At 63.1% G+C, this 23,513-nt stretch carries 19 protein-coding genes; 5 read left to right on the forward strand and 14 right to left on the reverse strand.

Annotation, left to right across the window (positions count from 1 at the left end; all coding sequences use genetic code 11):
- The first annotated feature begins 56 nt into the window (after positions 1-56).
- Together sigX and J3A98_RS05400 are read left to right on the forward strand one after the other, a co-directional pair.
- On the forward strand, positions 57-623 hold the full coding sequence (sigX, locus tag J3A98_RS05395) for an RNA polymerase sigma factor SigX (RefSeq protein WP_003248665.1): 567 nt from the start codon (positions 57-59) through the stop codon (positions 621-623).
- Positions 624-734: 111 nt separating this feature from the next.
- A complete protein-coding gene (locus J3A98_RS05400; RefSeq protein ID WP_176684435.1) occupies positions 735-1,769 on the forward strand; it encodes an OmpA family protein in 1,035 nt (344 codons plus the stop codon).
- 85 nt (positions 1,770-1,854) lie between these two features.
- Here J3A98_RS05400 and cobA read toward each other — a convergent pair whose 3' ends face one another.
- The 5 genes from cobA to J3A98_RS05425 form a co-directional block, all read right to left on the reverse strand.
- Positions 1,855-2,595 (reverse strand): uroporphyrinogen-III C-methyltransferase, encoded by a 741-nt coding sequence (cobA, locus tag J3A98_RS05405; RefSeq protein WP_209964581.1) that lies wholly within the window; start codon positions 2,593-2,595, stop codon positions 1,855-1,857.
- Positions 2,596-2,622: 27 nt separating this feature from the next.
- Positions 2,623-4,293, reverse strand: a complete 1,671-nt coding sequence (locus J3A98_RS05410) for a bifunctional protein-serine/threonine kinase/phosphatase (RefSeq protein ID WP_209964583.1) — start codon at positions 4,291-4,293, stop codon at positions 2,623-2,625.
- Positions 4,294-4,302: 9 nt separating this feature from the next.
- The gene (locus J3A98_RS05415; protein WP_209964586.1) at positions 4,303-5,514 is read right to left on the reverse strand and encodes a nitrate/nitrite transporter; all 1,212 of its coding nucleotides are present in this window, start codon (positions 5,512-5,514) and stop codon (positions 4,303-4,305) included.
- 183 nt (positions 5,515-5,697) lie between these two features.
- Entirely contained in the window at positions 5,698-6,273 is a 576-nt protein-coding gene (locus tag J3A98_RS05420; protein ID WP_176684431.1) for an ANTAR domain-containing protein, read from the reverse strand.
- A 15-nt stretch (positions 6,274-6,288) separates the two neighbouring features.
- Positions 6,289-7,503: a CmpA/NrtA family ABC transporter substrate-binding protein gene (locus J3A98_RS05425; protein WP_209964588.1), complete on the reverse strand. Its 1,215-nt coding sequence runs from the start codon at positions 7,501-7,503 to the stop codon at positions 6,289-6,291.
- Between the two features lie 137 nt (positions 7,504-7,640).
- Here J3A98_RS05425 and J3A98_RS05430 point away from each other — a divergent pair, with 137 nt between their 5' ends.
- Positions 7,641-8,663, forward strand: coding sequence for a quinone-dependent dihydroorotate dehydrogenase (locus J3A98_RS05430; protein ID WP_176684429.1), 1,023 nt, complete (start codon positions 7,641-7,643; stop codon positions 8,661-8,663).
- A gap of 147 nt (positions 8,664-8,810) precedes the next feature.
- Here J3A98_RS05430 and J3A98_RS05435 read toward each other — a convergent pair whose 3' ends face one another.
- Complete coding sequence (locus tag J3A98_RS05435; protein ID WP_003248687.1) at positions 8,811-9,026, reverse strand: ribosome modulation factor; 216 nt, start codon at positions 9,024-9,026, stop codon at positions 8,811-8,813.
- A 561-nt stretch (positions 9,027-9,587) separates the two neighbouring features.
- On the opposite strand from J3A98_RS05435, the gene rlmKL reads away from it, so the two are divergent.
- A complete protein-coding gene (gene rlmKL, locus J3A98_RS05440) occupies positions 9,588-11,780 on the forward strand; it encodes a bifunctional 23S rRNA (guanine(2069)-N(7))-methyltransferase RlmK/23S rRNA (guanine(2445)-N(2))-methyltransferase RlmL (protein WP_209964590.1) in 2,193 nt (730 codons plus the stop codon).
- A 94-nt stretch (positions 11,781-11,874) separates the two neighbouring features.
- On the forward strand, positions 11,875-14,265 hold the full coding sequence (locus tag J3A98_RS05445) for a diguanylate cyclase (RefSeq protein ID WP_209964592.1): 2,391 nt from the start codon (positions 11,875-11,877) through the stop codon (positions 14,263-14,265).
- 103 nt (positions 14,266-14,368) lie between these two features.
- On the opposite strand, the gene dacB is transcribed toward J3A98_RS05445, so the two are convergent.
- From dacB to J3A98_RS05485, 8 genes are all read right to left on the reverse strand, one after another.
- Positions 14,369-15,823 (reverse strand): D-alanyl-D-alanine carboxypeptidase/D-alanyl-D-alanine-endopeptidase, encoded by a 1,455-nt coding sequence (gene dacB / locus J3A98_RS05450; RefSeq protein ID WP_176684426.1) that lies wholly within the window; start codon positions 15,821-15,823, stop codon positions 14,369-14,371.
- Between the two features lie 201 nt (positions 15,824-16,024).
- Entirely contained in the window at positions 16,025-16,369 is a 345-nt protein-coding gene (locus J3A98_RS05455) for a YggL family protein (RefSeq protein WP_176684425.1), read from the reverse strand.
- 41 nt (positions 16,370-16,410) lie between these two features.
- Positions 16,411-20,043, reverse strand: a complete 3,633-nt coding sequence (locus tag J3A98_RS05460; protein ID WP_209964595.1) for a transporter substrate-binding domain-containing protein — start codon at positions 20,041-20,043, stop codon at positions 16,411-16,413.
- 7 nt (positions 20,044-20,050) lie between these two features.
- On the reverse strand, positions 20,051-20,668 hold the full coding sequence (locus J3A98_RS05465) for a response regulator transcription factor (RefSeq protein ID WP_176684423.1): 618 nt from the start codon (positions 20,666-20,668) through the stop codon (positions 20,051-20,053).
- A 282-nt stretch (positions 20,669-20,950) separates the two neighbouring features.
- Positions 20,951-22,282 carry a deoxyguanosinetriphosphate triphosphohydrolase gene (locus J3A98_RS05470; RefSeq protein ID WP_176684422.1) on the reverse strand — a complete coding sequence of 444 codons (1,332 nt, stop codon included), beginning with the start codon at positions 22,280-22,282 and terminating at the stop codon, positions 20,951-20,953.
- A 75-nt stretch (positions 22,283-22,357) separates the two neighbouring features.
- Positions 22,358-22,687 (reverse strand): hypothetical protein, encoded by a 330-nt coding sequence (locus J3A98_RS05475; RefSeq protein ID WP_014591805.1) that lies wholly within the window; start codon positions 22,685-22,687, stop codon positions 22,358-22,360.
- A complete protein-coding gene (locus tag J3A98_RS05480) occupies positions 22,684-23,058 on the reverse strand; it encodes a phage holin family protein (RefSeq protein WP_021785454.1) in 375 nt (124 codons plus the stop codon). Before J3A98_RS05480 ends, J3A98_RS05475 begins: the two co-directional genes overlap by 4 nt.
- A 9-nt stretch (positions 23,059-23,067) precedes the next feature.
- On the reverse strand, positions 23,068-23,382 hold the full coding sequence (locus J3A98_RS05485; protein WP_021785453.1) for a YqjD family protein: 315 nt from the start codon (positions 23,380-23,382) through the stop codon (positions 23,068-23,070).
- Between the last annotated feature and the right edge of the window lie 131 nt (positions 23,383-23,513).

Below are 23,513 nucleotides of genomic sequence, written 5' to 3' on the forward strand. Positions count from 1 at the left end.
CGACATTGACCTGACTGTCGGCCAGATCCGTTTTGAATAAAGTTCATTCGCCGCCCATGCGCTATGACCCCCGCGAGCTCACAGACGAAGAGTTGGTGGCGCGTTCGCATGAGGAGCTGTACCACGTTACCCGCGCCTATGAGGAGCTCATGCGGCGCTACCAGCGGACCCTGTTCAACGTCTGTGCGCGTTATCTGGGGAACGACCGTGACGCGGACGATGTCTGTCAGGAAGTGATGCTGAAAGTGCTGTACGGGCTGAAAAACTTCGAGGGTAAGTCGAAGTTCAAGACCTGGCTCTACAGCATCACCTACAACGAGTGCATTACCCAGTACCGCAAGGAGCGCCGCAAACGTCGGTTGATGGATGCCTTGAGTCTGGACCCTGTTGAAGAGGCGTCCGAAGACAAGGCTCCGAAACCGGAAGAAAAAGGCGGGCTGGACAAGTGGCTGGTGCATGTGAACCCGATTGACCGGGAAATTCTGGTGCTTCGTTTTGTCGCAGAGCTGGAGTTTCAGGAAATTGCCGACATCATGCACATGGGCCTGAGCGCCACGAAAATGCGTTACAAGCGTGCGCTAGACAAGCTTCGGGAGAAATTTGCCGGCCTTGATGAAACTTAGAGGCGTGCAAGTATCTCTAACGAACCGGCGAGTTCTGCTAGACTCGCCGTCGAGTTGTCCCTCTTGTTTGTGGTGGGACTGCTTAACTATCACCAGATGGGGATTTAACGGATGAAATTGAAAAACACCTTGGGCTTGGCCATTGGTTCGCTTGTAGCCGCCACTTCGATTGGCGCTATGGCACAAGGTCAAGGCGCCGTCGAGACTGAAATCTTCTACAAGAAAGAATTCTTCGACAGCCAGCGCGACTTCAAGAACGACGGCAACCTGTTCGGCGGTTCGATCGGTTACTTCCTGACCGACGACGTTGAGCTGCGTCTGGGCTACGACGAAGTGCACAACGCTCGTGGCGAAGACGGCAAGAACATCAAGGGCTCGAACACCGCCCTGGACGCCGTTTACCACTTCAACAACCCGTACGACGCTATCCGTCCATACGTTTCCGCTGGTTTCTCGCACCAGTCGCTGGGCCAGACCGGCCGTGGCGGTCGTGACCACTCCACCTTCGCCAACGTTGGCGCTGGTGCCAAGTGGTACATCACCGACATGTTCTACGCCCGTGCCGGCGTAGAAGCTCAGTACAACATCGACCAGGGCGACACCGAGTGGGCCCCGAGCGTTGGTGTTGGCCTGAACTTCGGCGGTAGCCCGAAGCAAGCTGAAGCTGCTCCGGCTCCAGTTGCTGAAGTCTGCTCCGACTCCGACAACGACGGCGTGTGCGACAACGTCGACAAGTGCCCAGACACCCCGGCCAACGTTACCGTTGACGCCGACGGCTGCCCGGCTGTTGCCGAAGTCGTTCGCGTTGAGCTGGACGTCAAGTTCGACTTCGACAAGTCGGTCGTCAAGCCTAACAGCTACGGCGACATCAAAAACCTGGCTGACTTCATGAACCAGTACCCACAAACCACCACCGTGGTTGAAGGTCACACTGACTCCGTGGGTCCAGACGCTTACAACCAGAAGCTGTCCGAGCGTCGTGCCAACGCTGTCAAGCAAGTCCTGACCCAGCAGTACGGCGTAGAATCCAGCCGTGTTGACTCGGTTGGCTACGGCGAAACCCGTCCGGTTGCTGACAACGCCACCGAAGAAGGCCGTGCTATCAACCGTCGCGTTGAAGCTCAGGTAGAAGCCCAGGCCAAGTAATTGGTGTGAAGCTTCATGAAAAACCCGGCCTCGGCCGGGTTTTTCTTTGCCTGGGTTTTAACCGACCTCAAAGGCTGCCCCCAGGTCAGCCTGCGATTGCGATGCGCCCCGGAGCCAGTTGCTCACCGACCACCTCCCCAATCACCAAGATCGCCGGGCTACGTAAGCCAAGCCCGCGCGCAGCTTCCACCATTCCCTGCACATCGCTTCTGCACTCCCGCTGCTGCGGCAACGAGGCATTTTCGATCATCGCCACCGGCATCCCCGGCGCCATGCCTCCCGCCAGCAATCCCTGGCGCACCTGCTCCAGCCGCGCTACCCCCATGTATACCACCAGCGTTGTTCCGCCCTGAGCCAAGGCCGCCCAGTTCAGCTCGCTATCGTCCTGTGTGTGGGCCGTCACCAGCGTCACCCCTCGGCTCACACCCCGTGAAGTCAGGGGAATCCCACATTGGGTGGCCCCGGCAAGGCCGGCGGTGATGCCGTTGATCACCTCTACCTCGATGCCATGCCCCTGCAACCACAGCGCCTCTTCACCGCCACGGCCAAAGATGCAAGGGTCGCCGCCCTTGAGTCGCACCACGCAACGACCCTGTCGCGCGTGGCGCAGCATCAGGCGCTGTATGAACGCTTGCGGTGTAGAGCGGCAACCGCCGCGCTTGCCCACGGTCATTACCCGGGCCTGCGGGCAATGCTCAAGCACTGCCGGGTTGACGAGGTCGTCGACCATGACCACGGCGGCTTGCTGCAACGCACGCACTGCCTTGAGGGTGAGCAGTTCAGGGTCGCCAGGGCCGGCACCGACCAGCCATACTTTTGCATTCATCAGGGTTTCCTCATCGGCAAGGTGCGGTCAGCCCTTGAGCAGGGTGAACAGCAGTATCAGGTTGATCAGCAACGACAGCAGGGCCAGGGTGCGCCACACCTTCAGCGGCTCGCGTTCCAGCAGCGGCCGTGGTCGGCTGGGCAGATCCTGGCGGTCGCCGCGCTCGAGCAGCAGCAACCAGTGTTCGGCGGTTTCGAAGCGCTGCGCCGGGTCGCTTGCCACAGCCTGCAGCAGATTGTGCTGCAGCCATTCCGGCAGGTCGGGTCGGTAGCGCGCGGCGTTGACCGGCTGGCCGAAGCGCGGGCGCTGGAAGGCCTCGACCTCGCCGTACGGGTAGTGTCCGGTCAGCAGGTGGTACAGGGTTACGCCGACTGCATACAAGTCCTGACGCGGGCTGGGCGGGTGGCCGTCGAATGCTTCCGGGGCGATGTACGAGGGCGTGCCGGGCAGCTCGTGCAGCGGGTCTTCGGACAGGCCCGGGCAATAGGCCAGGCCGAAGTCCAGCAGGCGCAGTTGCCCATCGCGGCCCAGGTGCAGGTTGTCTGGCTTGATATCGCGGTGCAGCAAGTTGCGCCGATGCAGCACGCCGACTGCCTGCAGCAGCTGCCGGGCGACCTCCAGCCATTGCGGCAGGGGCAGCGGGCCTTGTTCGGCCAGCAACGCCGCCAGGTTTTGGCCGGGATATTCGCGCATTACGTAGTACAGGTGCTGGCGCTGACTGGCGGTGTGTAGCTCGGGGAAGTGCCGGCCGGCGATGCGGCGCAGAAACCACTCTTCCAGCAACAGCCCTTGGGCCGCCCCCGGCTCCTGTTCGCGTGCAGTGGGGAGGGTCTTGAGCAGCCAAGGATGGTTCTGGCGATCGCGTACTTTGTACAGCAAGGACTGGCGGCTGTGCGCGTGCAGTGTTTCGACCTGCCAGCCGTCGATCACCTGGCCCTCGCGCAGGGGGCCGGGCACTGGCCACTGTTGCAGTTGCGCCAGGGTATCGCCCAGGTTGGCCGTGCCCAGTTGCTCGACTTGCACCAGCAAGGCGCTGGCGTTGTCCTTGCTACCGTTGAAGTGGGCGCTGGCCACCAAGGTGTCGGCGGCCAGTTGCAGGTCAGTTTGCTCGCGCAGCACGGCCTGTATGTGTTGTTCGCCCAGGCTGGCCCAGACCCCGTCGCTGAGCAGCAAGAAGCACTCGCCCGCTTGCAGCTCGCCCTCCAGGTAATCCACCAGCAGGTGCTGGTCCAGGCCCAGCGCCCGTTTCAGTACATGCTGCATGCCCGGTTGGTCCCATACATGGTCTTCGCTCAGGCATTGCAGGTGCCCCTCGTGCCAGCGGTACACCCGGCAGTCGCCGACATGGGCCAGGGTAAAGCGCCTGCCGCGCAACACCAGCGCGCTAAGCGTGGTCAGCAACGGCTGGCCGCTGCCCTGGGCGCGCAACCAGCGGTTCTGCGCCAGCAGCAGGCGGTCGAGGGCCTGGGCCACGCTCCAGGTGGCCGGGGTGGCGTAGTAATCCAGGGCCAGTGCCTGCAGGCTGGCCCGCGCCGCGAGGCCACCATCGGCACATTGGCTGACGCCGTCGGCCAAGGCGAACAGGTAGCCTTTGCTGGCGGCCAGCTCTGGTGCCGGCGTGACCAGGCGCAGGGCGTCCTGGTTTTCCGCGCGCGGCCCGGTGGCGCTGGCCTGGGCAAAGCTCAGTTGCAGACTCATCGGCGTGCCTCAGACCCGCGCTGCGGTGACTGCAGTCGAGCCCCAGGTGGTGCGCCAGCGCTGTTTCACACCGTGCAGGCCGAACCAGGCCAGCAGGCCCAGGCTGGCGAACAGCCACAACCCCATCTGGTAGTCACCGGTGTGCTGTTTGATGGTGCCCAGCCCGGCCGCCAACAGGAAGCCGCCGATGCCGCCGGCCATGCCGATCAGGCCGGTCATTACCCCGATCTCTTGGCGGAAGCGTTGCGGTACCAGTTGGAATACCGCGCCATTGCCCGCCCCCAGGCCGAGCATGGCGCTGACGAACAGCGCCAGTGCGGCCGCGGCAGAGGGCAGGTTGAAACCGACTGCGGCAATGCAGATGGCGGCCACGCCGTACATGCCCAGCAGGGTGCGGATGCCGCCAAAACGGTCAGCCAGGGCGCCGCCGAGCGGGCGCATCAGGCTGCCGGCGAACACGCAAGCGGCGGTGTAGTAGCCGGCGGTGACCGGGCTCAGGCCGTATTGGTCGCTGAAGTAGCCGGGCAGGGCGCTGGCCAGGCCGATGAAGCCGCCGAAGGTGACGCTGTAGAAGAACATGAACCACCAGCTGTCACGGTCGCCCAGTGCCTTGAGGTAGTCGGCCATGGCTTTCGGCTTGGGCCGTTGTGGGGCATTGCGCGCCAGCAGGGCGAACACCACCAGCGCCAGTGACAGCGGGATCAAGGCAAAGCCGAATACATTGTTCCAGCCAAAGGCCGCTGCCAGTGCCGGTGCCAGCACGGCAGCGAACACCGTGCCGGAGTTGCCCGCGCCGGCGATGCCCATGGCCTTGCCCTGGTGCTGTGGCGGGTACCACTGCGAGGCCAGCGGCAGCGAGACGGCGAAGGAAGCACCGGCAAAGCCCAGGAACACGCCTAGCAGCAGTGCCTGTTCATAGCTGTGCACGCCAAGGTGCCAGGCCGCAGCCAGGGCGACGATAACCACCACCTGGGCGATCAGGCCGGCAGTCTTGGGCGACAGGCGGTCGACCAGAACGCCCATGGCAAACCGCAGGAGCGCCCCGGCCAGGATCGGCGTGGCGACCATCAGGCCCCGTTGTTGTGCGCTCAGTTGCAGGTCGGCAGCAATCTGCACCGCCAGCGGGCCCAGCAGGTACCAGACCATGAAGCTGAGGTCGAAGTACAGAAACGCGGCGAACAGCGTGGGCACATGCCCGGATTTCCAGAAGCTGGTACTCATCGAACACCTCACTCGGTAGTACAACGGAACGAAAAAGACGTCGCCACCCGCTCCACGAGGTGGAGGGGCGAGCGACGTCTTTGTCGGGATTCAAGTGGGGTAACCGCCGTTGGCTACCGGTAGGATTTGTCGAGCAAGAGATGGGCCAACTTCTGGCGCGGCTGGCAAGAGATTTTCAGCGCGTCAGCCGAGCATCTCATGCATGGCAATGATCTGTTCGGCCACCTGGATCAGCTTCTGCTGCCGGCTCATGGCCTGGCGACGCATCAGGGTATAGGCCTGCTCTTCGTTGCAATCCTTCATCTTCATCAGCAAACCCTTGGCCTGCTCGATGCGCTTGCGTTCGGCCAATTGCTGGTCGCGCGCAAGCAGCTGCGCCTTGAGTGCCTGGTCGCTTTCGAAGCGGGCCATGGCCACGTCCAGGATCGGCTGCAGCCGCGCAGCGTGGATGCCCTCGACGATATAGGCGCTGACCCCTGCCTGAATCGCCTGGCGCATCATCCCGGGGTCGTGCTCGTCGGTGAACAACACGATGGGCCTGGGCTGGTCACGGCTGACCAGCACCACCTGTTCCATCACATCGCGGTCTGGTGAGTCGGTATCGATCAGCACCACGTCCGGGCGCACCGTTTCGACGCAGGCGGGCAGGTCGATGGTCAGGTCCGGGGCTTCGATGACCTCGAAGCCGGCCTCACTCAACGCCGCCCTGAGACGACCAAGCTTGCTCTGGGTATCGTCGATCAGCAGGATGCGCAACATGTTCGTCCCCCTCCCTCACGCGCCGACACGGGCATCGGGCAGGTCGCCCAAGGCATGCAAGCTGAAACTGCGGGCATAGCCGAAGGGGTCGCTGCCGTCCCAGCGGGAGCCATCGATCAGCAGGCTGCTGCGCATCGGTTGGTCCGGGCAAGCGATGCCCAGGCTCTGTGCGGCCTCGCTGTACAACTGCAGTTGCTGGACCTGCCGGGCCACGCCGAGGTAGTCGGGGTCTTCGCGCAGCAGGCCCCAGCGGCGGAACTGGGTCATGAACCACATGCCGTCGGACAGGTAGGGCAGGTTGGCCCGGCCTTGGTCGAACAGGCGCAGGGCGTGTGGGTCTTGCCACTCATTGCCCAGGCCATCCTCATAGTGGCCGAGCAGGCGGGGGGCTATGCTGTCCAGCGGGGTGTCCAGGTAGGCGCTTGCGCTCAGCAGTTGCGCGGTGCTGCGGCGGTTTTCCGGGCTTTGCTCGATGAACCGGCTGGCGGTGAGGATCGCCTTGATCAGCGCACGGGCGCTGTTGGGATATTGCCCGGCAAAGGCGCGTGTGCAGGCCAGGACCTTTTCCGGGTGATCCGGCCAGATCGACTGGCTGGTGGCCAGGGTGAAGCCTTGGCCTGTGGCCACGGCGTCGGCGGCCCAGGGCTCACCGACGCAGAAGCCGTCAATGCGCCCGGCTTGAAGGTGTGCAGCCATCTGCGCCGGTGGCACCACGACGCTGTCGACGTCGCGCAGCGGGTGGATGCCGTGGCTGGCCAGCCAGTAATACAGCCACATGGCGTGGGTGCCGGTGGGGAAGGTCTGGGCGAACGTCAGGCGCGCTCCATGCTGGTGCACCAGGCGTGCCAGTGCCTCAGGGTTGGTCACGCCCTTGCGCTGCAGGGCAGGGGACAGGTTGATAGCCTGGGCGTTCTGGTTCAGCCCCATGAGCACGGCCATGTCGTTGGCAGGTACGCCGCCAATGCCCAGGTGCACGGCGTAGACCAGGCCATACAGGCAGTGCGCGGCGTCCAGTTCGCCGCTGACCAGCTTGTCGCGCAGCCCGGCCCACGAGCCTTGGCGCTTGAGGTTGAGGGTAAGGCCGTGCTGCTGGGCGAAGCCCTGGGTGGCGGCGACCACTACCGAGGCGCAGTCGGTCAGGGCCATGTAGCCGATGTTCAGGCTGGTTTTTTCCGGCGCGTCGCTGCCGTTGACCCAGGCCAGGGGCGTTGCTCGGGGTACAGTGTTCACAAGAGTCCTCGCCCTTACTGATAAGGCTGTGGGCTGAAAGGGTGCAACCGATGTGCCAAGCGCTCCACGATTTGCTGTCCTGCCAGCTCCTCGCTGGCTATAATCGCCCCCTCACTCACCCTGAGCCTTGCCCGCCCATGTATACCCTGGCCCGCCAGCTGCTGTTCAAGCTTTCCCCGGAAACTTCCCATGACCTGTCCCTGGACCTGATCGGCGCCGGTGGCCGTATGGGCCTCAACGGCATGCTGTGCAAGCAACCGGCGTCATTGCCGGTTTCGGTCATGGGCTTGAACTTCGCCAACCCGGTGGGGCTCGCAGCCGGCCTGGACAAGAACGGCGCGGCCATCGACGGCTTCGCCCAGCTGGGCTTCGGTTTTGTCGAAATCGGCACTGTCACCCCGCGTCCGCAGCCTGGCAACCCCAAGCCGCGGTTGTTCCGTCTGCCGGAAGCCACGGCCATCATCAACCGCATGGGCTTCAACAACCTGGGCGTTGATCACCTGCTCGAGCGCGTACGCGCTTCGCGCTACAAGGGGGTGCTGGGCATCAACATCGGCAAGAACTTCGATACACCGGTCGAGCGTGCCGTCGATGACTACCTGATCTGCCTGGACAAGGTCTACACCGCCGCCAGCTACATCACGGTCAATGTCAGTTCGCCAAATACCCCGGGCCTGCGCAGCCTGCAGTTCGGGGACTCGCTCAAGCAGTTGCTCGACGCCCTGGCCGAGCGCCGCGAGCAACTGGCCGGTACACATGGCAAGCGCGTGCCGCTGGCAATCAAGATTGCGCCGGACATGAGCGACGAAGAAACGGCGCTGGTGGCCGCCGCGCTGATGGAGTCGGGCATGGATGCGGTGATCGCCACCAACACCACGCTGGGCCGTGAAGGTGTCGAAACATTGCCGTACGGTGGCGAGGCGGGTGGCCTCTCGGGCGCACCGGTGCTGGAGAAAAGCACTCATATCGTCAAGGTGCTGGCAGGTGAGCTGGGCGGCAAGTTGCCGATCATTGCCGCCGGTGGCATTACCGAAGGCCGCCATGCTGCCGATAAGATCGCGGCCGGGGCGAGCCTGGTGCAGATCTACTCGGGCTTCATTTACAAGGGGCCGGCGCTGATTCGCGAAGCGGTGGATGCTATCGCGGCAATGCCGCGGTGACCTGACAAGCCCGCCCCAGCAGGGGCAGTGTGGGTACAGCTGATGAGATTTGCCAAGGCATAAAAAAGGGCCCCTTCAAGGGGCCCCTGGGCCTTCGCCCGCCGCCCGGATGGGGCGTGCATGGTAAATCGAATTCAGTGTCCTCGTTCAGCCAACGGCGTGATTTTCGTTGAGTCTATGGATGCCAGCGGTGCCAGTCATTCCGTCCCAGTTATCACCGCGACCTTCACGCCAGCCGTTGATCCAGGCTTGGCGAACAGAAGGAAGATTGAAGGGGCAAAGTTCGCGGGATTTGCCGGTGACCCCGTATTGGTAACCACGTGAATATGCTCTTTCCAACGGATCACGCTTAAGTCTTCTCATAGGGTGTTGCCCTCACTTGTTGACTGTAATGTCCCGTCGGCCTCTCCGAGGCCGGGCAGAGTCGTTCTGCCGGTTTGCGCTCGCTGCCGGCGTGGCGAGCTGAAAGTGCCGCCTCGTTGCGAAGTGGCCTGAGACCAGTTCTATCGAATGCGAGTCACGGTGTGAATGACCGATTTGTCATAAGCACGTAACCTTTCCAAGGGTGAGGGGATAAGTAAATAAATGCGACTCAACCTTGTTTGCTGTTTAGCCCCGTATTGATCGGGTTTTGCCGTTCTTTGACGTCATTTCGCCAGCGTTGATGCGGATGACAGAAATAATTTGAAATGCGACGAAGGGTCACATCGGCCCGCAGATCGCCAGAATTTCTCGTACTGCCTGATGATCTAAGCTGTCTTTGCCACTGGGCCAAGCACGGATCGGTCAGGCGGCCCGGCTTTTCTGCCGCACGTTGTGTGCCGCAGAAGGCCACCCGCACGCCTGCTGGAAAGGTGTACGGGCAAACATCGCGGGGCGATGCGTCGCCCCGTCAGTCAAATAGCCCAAGGCGCTGGAATACTCATGTCGGACCGTTTCGAACTTTACCTCACCTGTCCCAAAGGCCTTGAAAGCCTGCTCGCCGAAGAGGCCAAAAGCCTCGGCCTTGACGAGGTGCGCGAGCACACCTCGGCCATTCGCGGCGCCGCCGACATGGAAACTGCCTACCGCCTGTGTGTCTGGTCGCGGCTGGCCAACCGCGTATTGCTGGTGCTCAAGCGCTTCTCGATGAAGAACGCCGACGACCTTTACGACGGTGTGCACGCGGTTGACTGGGCCGACCACCTGGCAGCCGACGGCACCCTGGCTGTGGAGTTCAGCGGCCATGGCTCCGGCATCGACAATACCCACTTCGGTGCGCTGAAGGTCAAGGATGCCATCGTCGACAAGCTGCGTAACCGTGAAGGCCTGCGCCCGTCCGTGGAAAAGATCGACCCTGACGTGCGTGTGCACCTGCGCCTGGACCGCGGCGAGGCCATTCTGTCCCTCGACCTGTCCGGGCACAGCCTGCACCAGCGTGGCTACCGCCTGCAGCAAGGTGCCGCGCCGCTGAAGGAAAACCTGGCGGCAGCGGTGCTGATCCGTGCTGGCTGGCCGCGTATCGCGGCCGAAGGTGGTGCCCTGGCCGACCCGATGTGCGGTGTGGGTACCTTCCTGGTCGAGGCCGCGATGATCGCCGCCGATATCGCCCCCAACCTCAAGCGCGAACGCTGGGGCTTCAGCGCCTGGCTCGGCCATGTGCCGGCGCTGTGGCGCAAGGTGCATGACGAGGCTCAGGCGCGCGCGCAGGCCGGCCTGGCCAAGCCACCGCTGTGGATCCGTGGCTACGAGGCTGACCCGCGGCTGATCCAGCCGGGTCGCAACAACGTCGAGCGTGCCGGCTTGGGCGACTGGGTGAAGATCTACCAAGGCGAAGTCAGCACCTTCGAGCCACGCCCGGACCAGAACCAGAAAGGCCTGGTCATCAGCAACCCGCCCTACGGTGAGCGTCTGGGTGACGAAGCCAGCCTGCTGTACCTCTACCAGAATCTGGGCGAGCGCCTGCGCCAGGCCTGCATGGGCTGGGAAGCAGCGGTATTCACCGGCGCGCCGCAACTGGGCAAGCGCATGGGCATTCGTAGCCACAAGCAGTACGCGTTCTGGAACGGCGCATTGCCATGCAAGCTACTGCTGTTCAAGGTGCAGCCTGACCAGTTCGTCACGGGTGAACGCCGCGAAGCGCAGCCTGAAGGCACCGAAACCCGTCAGCAGGCGCCGCAGGCCAGTGAGCCAGCGCGGCTGTCGGAAGGGGCGCAGATGTTCGCCAACCGCCTGCAGAAGAACCTCAAGCAACTGGGCAAGTGGGCCCGTCGCGAGCAGGTCGACTGCTACCGCCTGTACGATGCCGACATGCCCGAATATGCCTTGGCGGTCGACCTGTACCAGGACTGGGTACACGTGCAGGAATACGCCGCGCCACGTTCGGTCGACCCGGACAAGGCTCAGGCGCGTCTGCTCGATGCACTGGCGGCCATCCCGCAGGCGCTGGGCATTTCGCCGCAACGTGTAGTGCTCAAGCGTCGCGAGCGGCAAAGCGGTACGCGCCAGTACGAACGTCAGGCTACCGAGGGCCGCTTCCAGGAGGTGAACGAAGGTGGCGTCAAGCTGCTGGTCAACCTCACCGACTACCTGGATACCGGCCTGTTCCTCGACCATCGCCCGATGCGTATGCGCATCCAGCGCGAGGCCGCTGGCAAGCGCTTCCTCAACCTGTTCTGCTACACCGCCACGGCCACCGTGCACGCGGCCAAGGGCGGTGCGCGCAGCACCACCAGCGTCGACCTTTCGAAAACCTACCTGGACTGGGCACGGCGCAACCTGGCGCTCAATGGCTATTCCGAGCGCAACCGCCTGGAGCAGAGCGATGTAATGGCCTGGCTGGAAGGCAACCGTGACAGCTACGACCTGATCTTCATCGACCCGCCAACCTTCTCCAACTCCAAGCGTATGGAAGGCGTATTCGACGTGCAGCGTGATCATGTGCAACTGCTGGACCTGGCCATGGCCCGTCTGGCGCCGGGTGGCGTGCTGTATTTCTCCAACAACTTCCGCAAGTTCCAGTTGGACGAACACCTGATGGCGCGGTACGTGGTAGAAGAAATCAGCGCCCAGACCCTGGACCCGGACTTCGCCCGTAATAACCGCATCCATCGCGCCTGGCGTATGCAGCTTCGGTGAGGCGACGAGGTACATTGCGCGGCTAATGGCCAATAGCTATAACTGAGGGCAGGGCAAGATAATCCGCAGGACGCTGACGTGACGAGATGGGTGTATGTCAAAGTGTGGCGTGCGTGCGCGGTTGCTTGGCTTGTGCACAGAGAGGGCGTCCGCCTGGGTGATGGCGCTGATCGCACTGGTGGCCGGCGGCTTGTTGACCGCTGTCTTGGCATTTGCCGCGCACACCTTCTACAAGCAGCAGCTGCGCCAGCGCTTCGAGTTGCTGGCCAGCGAGCGCTTCAGCCGTATTGCCGAGCGCTTTGACGAACAGCAGCAGCGCCTGGATGGGCTTCGGCGGTTTTTCAGCTTTTCCAACGAAATCACCCCGCGCGAATTCGAAGGTTACGCTCGGCCATTGCTGCAACGCACTCTGGCCTATGCCTGGGCGCCCCGCGTCGAGGCTGCGCAACGCGCCGAATTCGAGCGTCTGGCCAGTGCCCATACCGGCCCAGGCTATGTGATCCGTGACCAGGACGCGCAAGGCCAATGGCGCCCGGCGTCGCAGCGCGACCATTACTTTCCGGTGCTCTATACCCAATCGGGCGAACGGCCTGGGTTGCCTTATGGCCTGGACCTCGCTGGTCAAAGCGGGCCCCAGGCGGCCCTGGCGCGGGCGCTGGGGCCGGGCAGCATGGCGGTGTCCGAGCCATTGGCCCTGTTCGATTCCCGCTCGGCAGAGCGCGGCCTGCTGATGGTGGCGCCGGTATTCTCCGATGCCGATCCTCGCGGTGCGGCAGCCGGTTATGTGGTGGCCTTGCTGAGCATGCGCGAGCTGGTCGGCGACGGTCGGCCGGTCGCGGCTGATGACAACCTTGTCGTGCGCATCACGGACCCGTCTGGGTTACAAGGCCCGGTCGTGATGTTCGATTCGCAAAATCCGGTCGCGCCCTTGGCCCTGGCCAGCAATCAGTTGTTGCGCCTGGCCGATCACCATTTCCAGCTGAGCATTCAACCGAGCCAGGCGTTCGTGCAGTGGAACCGCTCCTCGGCAGTGCTGGCGGTCGGTTTGTTGGGCGGATTGTTGAGCTTGTTGCTCAGCGTGCTGCTCTACAGCCTGTTCAGCCAGCGTCAGCGCGCCCTGGCCCTGGTGGCGCAGCGTACTGCAGAGTTGCAGGTCAGCGAGCAGTCGTTGCGTGGCACCCACAACCAACTGCGCAGTGTGCTGGATGCCGCGACCCAGGTGGCGATCATCGCCACCAACCTCAAAGGGGTGGTCAGCACGTTCAACGCCGGTGCCGAACGCATGCTCGGTTACGCGGCCAGCGAAGCGATCGGCCGGTTGCGCCTTGAAGACCTGGTACTGCCGGAGGAGCTCAACCTGCGTGCCCAGGCCTTGAGCTTGCGCTTTGGCCGCGCCATTGCTGGCGGCCAGGCGATGTTCGCTGAAACGGTGCAGGCGCATGGGGCCGAGCCCGGCGAGTGGACCTTGCTACGTGCCGATGGCAGCCAGCTGGTCGCCAACATGCTGGTGACTGCCATGCTCGACGAACAGGGGTTGTGGGTTGGCTACCTGGCCATCTGCATTGACGTTACCGAGCGGTGCCGGGTGCATGAGGCGTTGGCTGCACGTGACCGGTTGCTGGAAAAGCTCAGCGCCGAGGTGCCGGGCGGCATCTACCAATACCGCCTGGACGCCAATGGCCATTCGTGCTTTCCATACGCCAGCATGGGCCTGTATGACATTTACGAGGTCGACCTGATGCAGTTGCGTGAGGATGCCGCGGCGGTGTTCGAACGTATCCACCCTGATGACCTGGAGCGTGTGCGCCGCTCGGTGCGCTATTCGGCCGAACACCTGTCACCCTGGCGCGAGGAGTATCGTGTCTGCCTGCCACGGGCGGGGCTGCGCTGGGTGCGTGGCGAGGCAACGCCGGAAGTGGGCGAGCAGGGCTGCACCCTGTGGCATGGCTACCTGACAGACATCTCCGACCTGAAGGGCGTGGAGGAAGAGTTGCGGGCGCTGTCGGTCACCGACTCGCTGACCGGAATCCATAACCGTCGCTACTTCCAGGAGCGGCTCAAGATCGAACTGGAACGGGCCCAGCGCGATGGCTTGGCACTGTCGGTGATCATGCTCGACATCGATCACTTCAAGCGCATCAACGACCGTTTTGGTCATGCCGTCGGCGACCGGGTGTTGCGGAGCCTGTGCCAGCGCATCGGTCAGCGTCTACGCCGTACCGATGTGTTCTGCCGCTTGGGCGGGGAAGAGTTCATGGTGCTTTGCCCGGGCAGTGATGTCGACCAGGCGCGGCTGCTGGCGTTGGAGTTGTGGCAAGGGGTGCGCAATGTGCCGGTGGAAGGTGTGGGCCAGGTGACCGCGAGCTTTGGTGTGGCGCAGTGGCGGTCGGGCGAGGGCGCCGATGCCTTGCTGTTGCGCGCCGATGCCGGCGTGTACGCGGCCAAACAGGCCGGCCGGGACCGGGTGGAGGGAGAGCCGGTATAAAACAGTGCGCGCGGTCGGCGTAGGGGCCGCTTTGCGGCCCTTGCGCGACGCAAGGCCGCTCCCGCGTCGACCGCGGAAGCCGGCCCGGGTAATGCCGGTGGAGTCAGTTGGACGCTGTGCTGCCAGCCAGCTTCGGCTGGCGATACAGGTCAAGCAACACCTGGTCCAGCACCTGCGAGGCTCCCCACGGTTTCGGGTCGTTGAGGATCGCCGCCACCGCCCAGGTATGCCCGTTGCGGTCACGGCTGAAGCCGGCAATCGCACGCACAGTGTTCAGTGTGCCGGTCTTGATATGGCCTTCACCGGTCATCGCAGTGCGCTTGAGACGCTTGCGCATCGTGCCGTCCATGCCCACCAGCGGCATCGAGCTCATGAACTCGGCCGCGTAAGGGCTCTTCCAGGCGGCTTTGAGCATCTCGGCCATTTCCCGGGTACTGACCCGTTCGGCACGCGACAGGCCAGAGCCGTTTTCCATCACCAGATGCGGCGCGGTAATGCCCTTTTTCGCCAGCCATTGGCGTACCACGCGTTGGGCAGCACGGGCGTCGTCGCCATCGGCATCGGTGCGGAACTGCGCGCCAAGGCTCAGGAACAGCTGCCGGGCCATGGTGTTGTTGCTGTACTTGTTGATGTCGCGGATCACTTCCACCAGGTCGGGCGAGAAGGCGCGGGCCAGCAGGCGAGCGCTCTTGGGCACATTCTCGATGCGGTCGCCACCCTGGATGTTGCCACCCAGTTCGCTCCAGATCGCGCGCACGGCACCGGCGGCGTAGGTTGGGTGGTCGAGCAGCGACAGGTAGGTTTGCGAGTTGCAGCCGTCACCCAGTTGGCCGCTGACCGTTACACTGATGCCGTCGGCCTGAGGCACCGGGTTGTAGCGCACATCACCGGTGCATTTCTTCGAGGCTACCGCCTTGACCTGGTTGTCGATGCGGATGCGGGCAATAGGCGGCTCGACTGCGACGGTGACTTTGCCACCGTCATTGCGGGCCACGAAACGCAGGGCCTTGAGGTTGACCAGCAGCGAGTCGGGCTTGACCAGGAACGGCTTGTTCTCATCACCGCCGTCGTCGTTGAACTGCGGCAGGTTGGGTTGCACGAAGTGGCTGCGGTCCAGTACCAGGTCACCGGTGACGGTGCGCACGCCATTGGCGCGCAGGTCACGCATCAGCAGCCACAGCTTTTCCATGTTCAGTTTGGGGTCACCGCCACCTTTAAGGTAGAGGTTGCCGTTAAGCACGCCGTTGTTCAGGGTGCCGTCAGTGTAGAACTCGGTTTTCCACTGGAAGGTCGGGCCAAGCAGCTCGAGGGCGGCGTAGGTAGTAACCAGTTTCATGGTCGACGCCGGGTTCACCGACACATCGGCATTGAATACGGTCGGGGTGCCGGGGCCGTCCAGCGGCAGCATCACCAGCGACAGCGCTGTGTCCTGCAGTTTGTTGGCCTTGAGCGCCTGCTGCACTTTGGCAGGCAGGGTGGTATTGACGGCGGCGTGGCTGGGCAAGGCAAGCGGCAACAGCAGGCCGGCAAGAACGAGGGGACGAAGCATTTTGATCATAGTGAGCGAATACCCTGCGGCGAGGGAAAAGGGCTTTGGGGCTGTAAGAGATGATGGCCCCACGACGTAAACAGTACGCATTATGCCCCAAGCGCAGCCGCGATGCGTCACGTTCGACGGAAAAGCATCGTCAATAAAAAGGCCACCCGAATGGGGTGGCCTTTTCAGCAGTCAACCTTCTCAGCCCGAAGCTGACAAGTATCACTCAGCCTTGTTGATCGGCTTTTCCGGGTACCAGGCGTCCAGCAGCGGGCTGACTTCGACCTTGGTCAGTTCGCCACGGCCCTTCAGCCAGGCCTCAACGGCAGCGCGCTGTTCTTCGCTGACCGAGCCGCGCTTGACCGAGCACACCAGGCCGAAATCGTCACCGCCTACATAATCCAGGCCGTTGGCGTCCATGGCTTCTTCCAGGAACGCGTCGAGGAAAGCATCGATTGCCTGGTCGTCCAGATCTTCCTTGAATTCCAGGTTCAGCTCGAAGCCCAATTCCTGAAACTCGTCGACACACAGCTTCTTGCGCAGACGACGGGAGCGGTTTGTGGCCATGAAACAATCCTCTTAGGTAATAACGCCGCGCAGTCTACCAGTTAACATGGCTGGCTGCCTGCCTGAGTGTCTGTGCTTGTGGCCAATTCCTTGGCCAGCGCACGTTCCACTCGGCACATATGCCGTGCCAGTGCCTGGCGCCGCAGGCGCACCTGGGCAGTGGACAAGCCGCTGGCCTCGAGGGCTTCACAGGCCGCCATCAGGTCAGGGGCTTCCAGCATCCGCGCGGCGCTGAGCACCTTGTGGGCCTGCTCGGCAATGGCGCCGCTGTCATGCTGCGGGTGCAGCGCCATCAGGCTGGCCAGGTCGGCCTGAAGGCTCTGATGCAAGGCTTCCAGGAAGCGCTGACGGTCGACCGGGTCAGGCCCGACCACGGCGGCCAGGCCGTCCAGCTGGTACAGCCTGCGGCGGGGGCGGCGCTGGCGGCGCGGGCGAATGCCAGCCAGGCGCTGGCTGAGGGTGCTCAGGCTGATGGGCTTGAGCAGGCAGTCGTCCATGCCGGCGGTCAGGCACTTGCGGCGTACTTCGGGCTGTGCGTTGGCGGTATAGCCGAGGATGGTGCAGCGTGGCCGCTTGCCATGGCGTTCTTCGGCGCGCACGGCAGTCGCCAGCTGGTAACCATTCATGTGCGGCATGTTGCAGTCGAGTACCAGTACATCGAACTCGCCTGTGCGCCAGGCGGCCAGGCCTTCTCGCCCATCGCGGGCGCTGGCGTGCTCCAGGCCCAGGTAGCCAAGTTGTTGCGCCATCAGTTGCAGGTTGGCCGGGTGGTCATCAATGACCAGCACGTTCAGCCGTGGGTCGGGCACGTCGAGCTGCTCGGGCAGCGGTGTCGGCTGCGCTGCGCCATCAACCCGTTGCAGCGGCATCTTCAGGCGTACCTGGGTACCGACATCCTCCAGGCTTTTCATGGTCAGGCTGCCGCCCATCATTTCGCACAGGTTGCGGCAGATGGCCAGGCCCAGCCCGGTACCTGCACGGGCGCCCTGGCTGTGCGGGTTGGCCTGGATGAACGGGTTGAACAGGCGCTGCAGGTCATCGGGGTGGATGCCAATGCCACTGTCGCGCACCTCCAGCTCCAGTACTGCCGGTGTGCTGGTACCATCATCCAGCAAGCCGACGCAGATGCGCACCTGACCATGCTCGGTGAACTTGATGGCATTGCTCACCAGGTTGGACAGCACCTGCTTGAAGCGCAGCGGGTCAAGCAGGACATGGCAGCGTGCGGCCGGGGCTATCTGCACCTCCAGGACCAGGCCTTTCTGCCGCGCCTGGCCATCGAACATGCGCCCCACCGATTCGACCAGCGCCGCCAGGTCGACCACCTCCGGGGCCAGGGACAAGTGCCCGGACTCGATGCGTACGATGTCGAGAATGTCACCGATCAGGCCTAGCAGATCTTTGGCCGAATGGTGCGCCAGTTCCAGCGCGCTGCGGTCCACCCGGCCCTGGTCGGCGCGCTTTACCGCCAGTTCCAGCATGCCGATCACGGCGTTCATCGGGGTACGGATTTCGTGGCTGATGGTTGCCAGGAACGTGCTCTTGGCGCGGTTGGCATCGTCGGCCTGCTGCTTGGCCTGGCGCAGCTCCATGACCAGTTGGCGGCGTTCGCTGATGTCGATCCAGCCACCGATGATCCCCTGCACCTCACCCAGGGAGTCGCGGTACGGCAAGATCCAGTGGTAGATGGTCAGGTCCCGGCCCTTGATCCGTAATGGACGGTCCTTGATCAGCGGCGAGCCAGCAGCCATGACTTTCTGGTAATCAGCCTGGATCTGCAGGGCCTGCTCGGAATCGGCAAACAGGCTGTCGTTCAGTTTTCTGCCGATCACTTGATCGGAGCGGGCCTGCACCGCTTCAAGGTAGCTGTAGTTGCAACTTTTCAGGCAACCCTCGCGGTCACGCACATACATGGGGTGGGGCGTACCGTTGAGCAGGGCGCGCATGAATGCCAGTTGGTCGTTCAGCGCGCGTTCGGCGCGCTGGCGTTGGCGAATCTGCAGGCGCAGGCGGGCATTCCAGAGCAAGGCCAGCAGCAGAAGTACGGCCGTGGCCAGCACCACCTGCAGGGCAAGCCGGCTGTAGCCTTTGGTGTTGTCATCCTCATGCCTGCCAAAGCCGCGCCAGCGGTTGTTGATTATCCCCAGCTCCTCCGGTGAGATGCTCAGCAAAGCCTTGTCGAGGATAGACAACAGCGCCGGTGACGGGGCTGTGGTGGCCATGGCGAAGTTGGCGGGTTCGCTGTCGACCGAGGTGCGGATGACCAACTCGGGGTTGCTGGCCAAGGCGTGGTTGGCGTCGATCAGGGTGGTGATCACCGCATCGACGGCCCCGCTGTTGAGCAACGCCATGGCGTAGAACGCGCTTTCGGTCTCGACCCAGCTTATCTTTGGATAGTCCCGGGACAGCATGGCGTTCAGGGTACTGTAGCGGGTAATGGCGATGCGATGCCCCTGCAACTGCTCCAGTGAACTCAGTGTGTTGTTGCCCTTGCGGTTCACCAGCACATAGGCGCTTTCGAGGTAGGGGCGGCTGATTTGCAGATCGTCCCCTGCTTTCCCGGCACTGGCCAGTGCGGCGATGACATCAGCCCGGCCATCCTTGAGGCGGGCGACCATGTCGGCAATGCCATTGGCGCGCTGCACTTCGAAACGCAACCCGGTGCGCAGGCGAATGAGCTCCAGCAGGTCGGCGGTGATGCCTCGGAAATGCCCCGAATCATCGAAATAGGACAGAGGCGCAGCCGCGTCATCTGCCGCCACCCGCATCACGGGATGCTTCTGCAACCACTGTTGCTCGGCCTCGCTCAACTGCAGTTGGCGATCGCTCAGCAGCAGGTCGCTGCCAGCACTCCAGCGTTTGAAGATACTGGAGCGTATGGCCGGGCTCTGCCTGTCCAGGATGGAGTTCACCAGGTCCAGCAGCACGGTATCTTGCTGGCGCAAGGCAAAACCGAAGCCGATGGCCTCGTGCTTGCCGAAGTTGGCCATGCGCAGCCCGGGCAGATGGCCGCGGTTGAGCTGATAGTGCGTGGAGATGGTATCGCCGATGAACACGTCGGCCTGGCCGAACGCGACGGCATTCAGTGCCTGGCTGGAAGAACCGAAGGCCAGTAGGTCGGCCTTTGGGTAGACGCTGAGGACTTCCTGTCTGGGCAAATAGTGGTAGAGCATGCTCAGGCGCATGCCGGCAAGGTCCATGTCCAGCGCCCGGTTCTCGTCTTCACGCGTTACCAGTACGGGTTGGTCGACGGCATAGGGCTGCGACAGTACCAGGCCGTCACTGGCCGCTTCGTAGCCATTGGCGCTGCCCAGCAGGTCGATATCGCCGTGTCGTAGCGCCTCCACCGCTGCCTGCCGGCTGGAGAAACGCAGCACCCTCACTGGTAACTGCAAGGCCTTGCCGATCAGGCTTGCATATTCGGCGGTCAGGCCCTGGTAGTCGTTGCCGCCACCGGTGATGTCGAACGGCGGATAGTCGGGTGCCGAGGTGCCCAGCACCAGTTCCTGACGGTCTTCGAGCCATTGTCGTTGTTCGGACGTGAGCACGGGCTGGACCGGTCGGGCCGATGAGCGCGCGATCAACGTAAAGGAAGCGGCTTCGCGGTGGCTGGCCTGTGCTGCGCCGCTGAACAGCAGCAGGGCGAGCAGCAGACGATTGATAGATCGGGCCATGACCACGTTAGACCAGCGCGTTGCGCTTGGCCATCTCGATCAGGTCGACCAGCGTATTGACTTGCAGCTTGTGCATGAGGCGCTTTTTGTAGGTACTGACAGTCTTGCTGCTGAGGAACATGCCCTTGGCAATTTCCTTGTTGCTGCGGCCTTGGGCGAAGAGTTGAAGTACCATCAGTTCGCGGTCATTTACCTGGCGGAAAAGTTGCAGGTCACTGTCGGTCGCCTGGTTGTTTTTTATTGCCTGGCTGGGGAAGTAGTTATAACCGGCCAGTACGGCCTTTATTGCGCTGAGCAGTTCACTCAGGTCTTCCTGCTTGCAGACATAACCTGCTGCGCCCGAGTGCATGCAACGTACCGCAAACAATGCCGGGGACTGTGCAGTCAATACCAGAACCTTCAAGGGCAGGGCCATGCTCTGAAAGCGGGCCAGCACCTCCAGGCCGTCTAGCTTGGGGATGCTGATGTCCAGGATGACCAGGTCGGGGTTGCTCTCGCGGATCATCTGCATGGCGTCTACGCCGTTGTCCGACTCGCCGACAATCTTGTAATTCTGGTTTTCCAGCAACATACGGACGGCCAGGCGAATGACCGGGTGGTCGTCAACGATAAATATGGAGTGCATGTTCAACTTCCCTGCGATCGATTGAGGGTGACAGAAGGCACCTTATCGCAGTTGGAAGTCCTCGGGCGTGCGAGGAATGGCTGTTAGGCTCATATGGGAAACGGCTTACAGGATAAAACAAAATAGACTACGTAATAGGCGCGTTTAACTAGATGTCAAAGCGATTTTGGTAACTTTTCATTAGTTTTTATTCGTGCTGTTTAGTTTGGCCCCCGTTGGTGTAGGAAGTCTCCTGCAAGCGTGGTGCAGCGTCTGGCCTGGCCCGCGCTGCACCTACGCGTTTCAGGTCGGGCTGGAGCGCCCGGTCATCTCCCGGGCCATTTCGCTGGCATAGCTGTCGGTCATGCCGGCGATGAAGTCGATCATGCGCAGGAAGGCGCTGTGCAACGAGGCGTGCGGGTCTGGTGCATTGTTGCCGATCAGGTCCAGCACCCTGCGACTCTTGAACGATGGCGTACGTCCACCGTGCTGTTCCAGGGCTGCACCGCAGAACGTGTTCAGCAGAATCTCCAGGGTGGTGTAGGCGCCGATTTCGTGCAGGGTCTTGCGCTTGTCCTGGAAGATCTTGTTGCGTGCCATGTCCTTGGCTTGCAGTACGCAGCGTTTGGCTGGGCCATGCATGTGTTCCACCAGGTCGCCCGCCAGTTGCCCGGCCAGCAACGCCTGCTGTTGTTCGACGAAGGCGTGGGCGGCGGCGTTGGTCAGGTGTTCGATGGCCTTGCCGCGCAGGATGGCCAGTTTGCGTCGGCGGGAGTCGCGTGGGCCGAGCTGGCGGTAGGTTTCTGGCAGGTCATCGCCGACCAGATCGAGCAACAGCGCTTCGACTTCGGCGTATTGCAGCAGCTCCATTTCCAGGCCGTCTTCCAGGTCGATCAGCGCGTAGCAGATGTCATCGGCAGCCTCCATCAGATACACCAGTGGGTGGCGCGCCCAGCGCTGGTGTTCCAGCTGCGGCAGGCCGAGCTTGCGGGCGATCTGTTCGAGCAGGGGCAGTTCGCTCTGATAGCTGCCGAACTTGTGTTTCTTGTAGCCCAGGGCGTCGGCATGGCGGGCGCTCCAAGGGTACTTGAGGTAGGTGCCGAGGGTGGCATAGGTCAGCCGCGTCCCCCCATCGAACTGGTGGTATTCCAGTTGGGTGAGCACGCGAAAGCCTTGGGCATTACCTTCGAAGTTGAGAAAGTCGGCCCGCTCGTCATCGCTCATGTCGTCCAGCCAGCCACGCCCGGCGGCCTGCTGGAACCAATGGCGAATGGCGTCCTCGCCGGAGTGGCCGAATGGCGGGTTGCCGATGTCGTGGGCCAGGCAGGCTGACTGCACGATCATCCCCAGATCACTGGGGGCGCACCAGTCCGGCAGGTTGTCGCGCAGGGTTTCGCCGACGCGCATGCCCAGCGAGCGGCCGACGCAGCTGACTTCCAGCGAATGAGTCAGGCGCGTATGGATATGGTCGTTGCTCGACACCGGGTGCACCTGGGTCTTGCGGCCGAGGCGGCGGAAGGCGCCGGAGAAAATGATGCGGTCATGGTCTTTGTGGAAGGGGCTGCGCCCGAGTTCATCGGCGCTGTACAGGGCTTTGCCCAGCCGTTCGCGGGTAAGCAAGGTGTGCCAGTCCAAGGCGCGTTCTCCTGTAGTTTGAAGGCAGCAGCATAACCCGCAGCAAGGGCATTGTGCTGCCGGGACGCGCACTGGTCAGGGGCGGCGGCTGCCTTGCAGGTACAGGCGTACCAGCGGCAGCAGGGTGCTGCCCAACCGTACCAGGCGCGTCAGGTTGCCGCTGCGTACGCCCTTGCCGGTGAGAAAGCCCAGCGCCACCACGGCGCCGATGCCCCACAGTGGCGCATGCTTGATACCCAGGCCTTCATGTAACGAGCTGCCCATACCGCGCACGCGGCGCAGTGGTTCAAGCAACTGCCCGGACTCATGGCGGATTTCCTGGCGGTGCATCTCCATGCGCAGGCGCAGCAGCGCCTTGCGCAGTTCGCGCGGGTTACGCGTGTTTGGCAGTTCTGGCAGGCTCATGGCAACAGGCGCTCCCTGTCCTTGGCAAGTTCTTCGAGGGTGGCGCCGAAGGGCGATGATTCGTCGAACACCGCCGCCTTCAGGCGCATGGCACAGTACAGTGCGGCAATGCCATAGAACACGCACAGGCCAATGATACCGGCCAGTCGATAGCTGTCCCACAGCAGCACCAGCAGCAGCCCGGACAGTGCGGTCAGCAGCAGTAGGGCGAACACCAGCGCCAGGCCAGCGAACAGCAGCAGGCTCAAGGTGCGGCCCTTCTGCTCCTGTAACTCGATACCGAACAGCTCGATGTGACTGTGCAGCAGCCCCAGCATGGCTGCGCCCAGGCGCTTGCCCGAAGCGCCGGCGCCGTTGGCGTCATTCTCCATGGGTTCCCCTTAGCGCCGGTTGGCCAGCAGACCGATCAACAGGCCGACACCGGCCGCGATGCCGATCGCCTGCCACGGGTTTTCCTGCACGTACTGCTCGGCGCTGCCCAGCGCCGCCTGACCGCGTTCTCGTACCGAGTCCTGGGTCAGCTGCAGGGTTTCGCGGGCCTGGGCCAGGCGCTCGTGAATCTGCTCGCGCAATTCGTCGGCCTGGTCGCCGGCCAGGTTGGCGGTGTCGGCCAGCAGCTTCTCGGTGTCGCGCACCAAGGCCTGGAAGTCAGCCATCAATATCTCTTGTGCATTCTTTGCCGATTTGCTGGCCATGGGTCTCTCCCTGTCGATGAGTGTTGGTAGTTCGAGTGACAGCACGCATTGAAGGTTCAAGTGCGGGTGCTGGTATGGGCCTTGCTAAGTCTTTGCCACGTTGCGGAGCGCCTGTGACCGGTTTTGCGCCG

This window comes from Pseudomonas sp. BP6 (assembly GCF_017875935.1).
GTDB lineage: Bacteria > Pseudomonadota > Gammaproteobacteria > Pseudomonadales > Pseudomonadaceae > Aquipseudomonas > Aquipseudomonas putida_Y.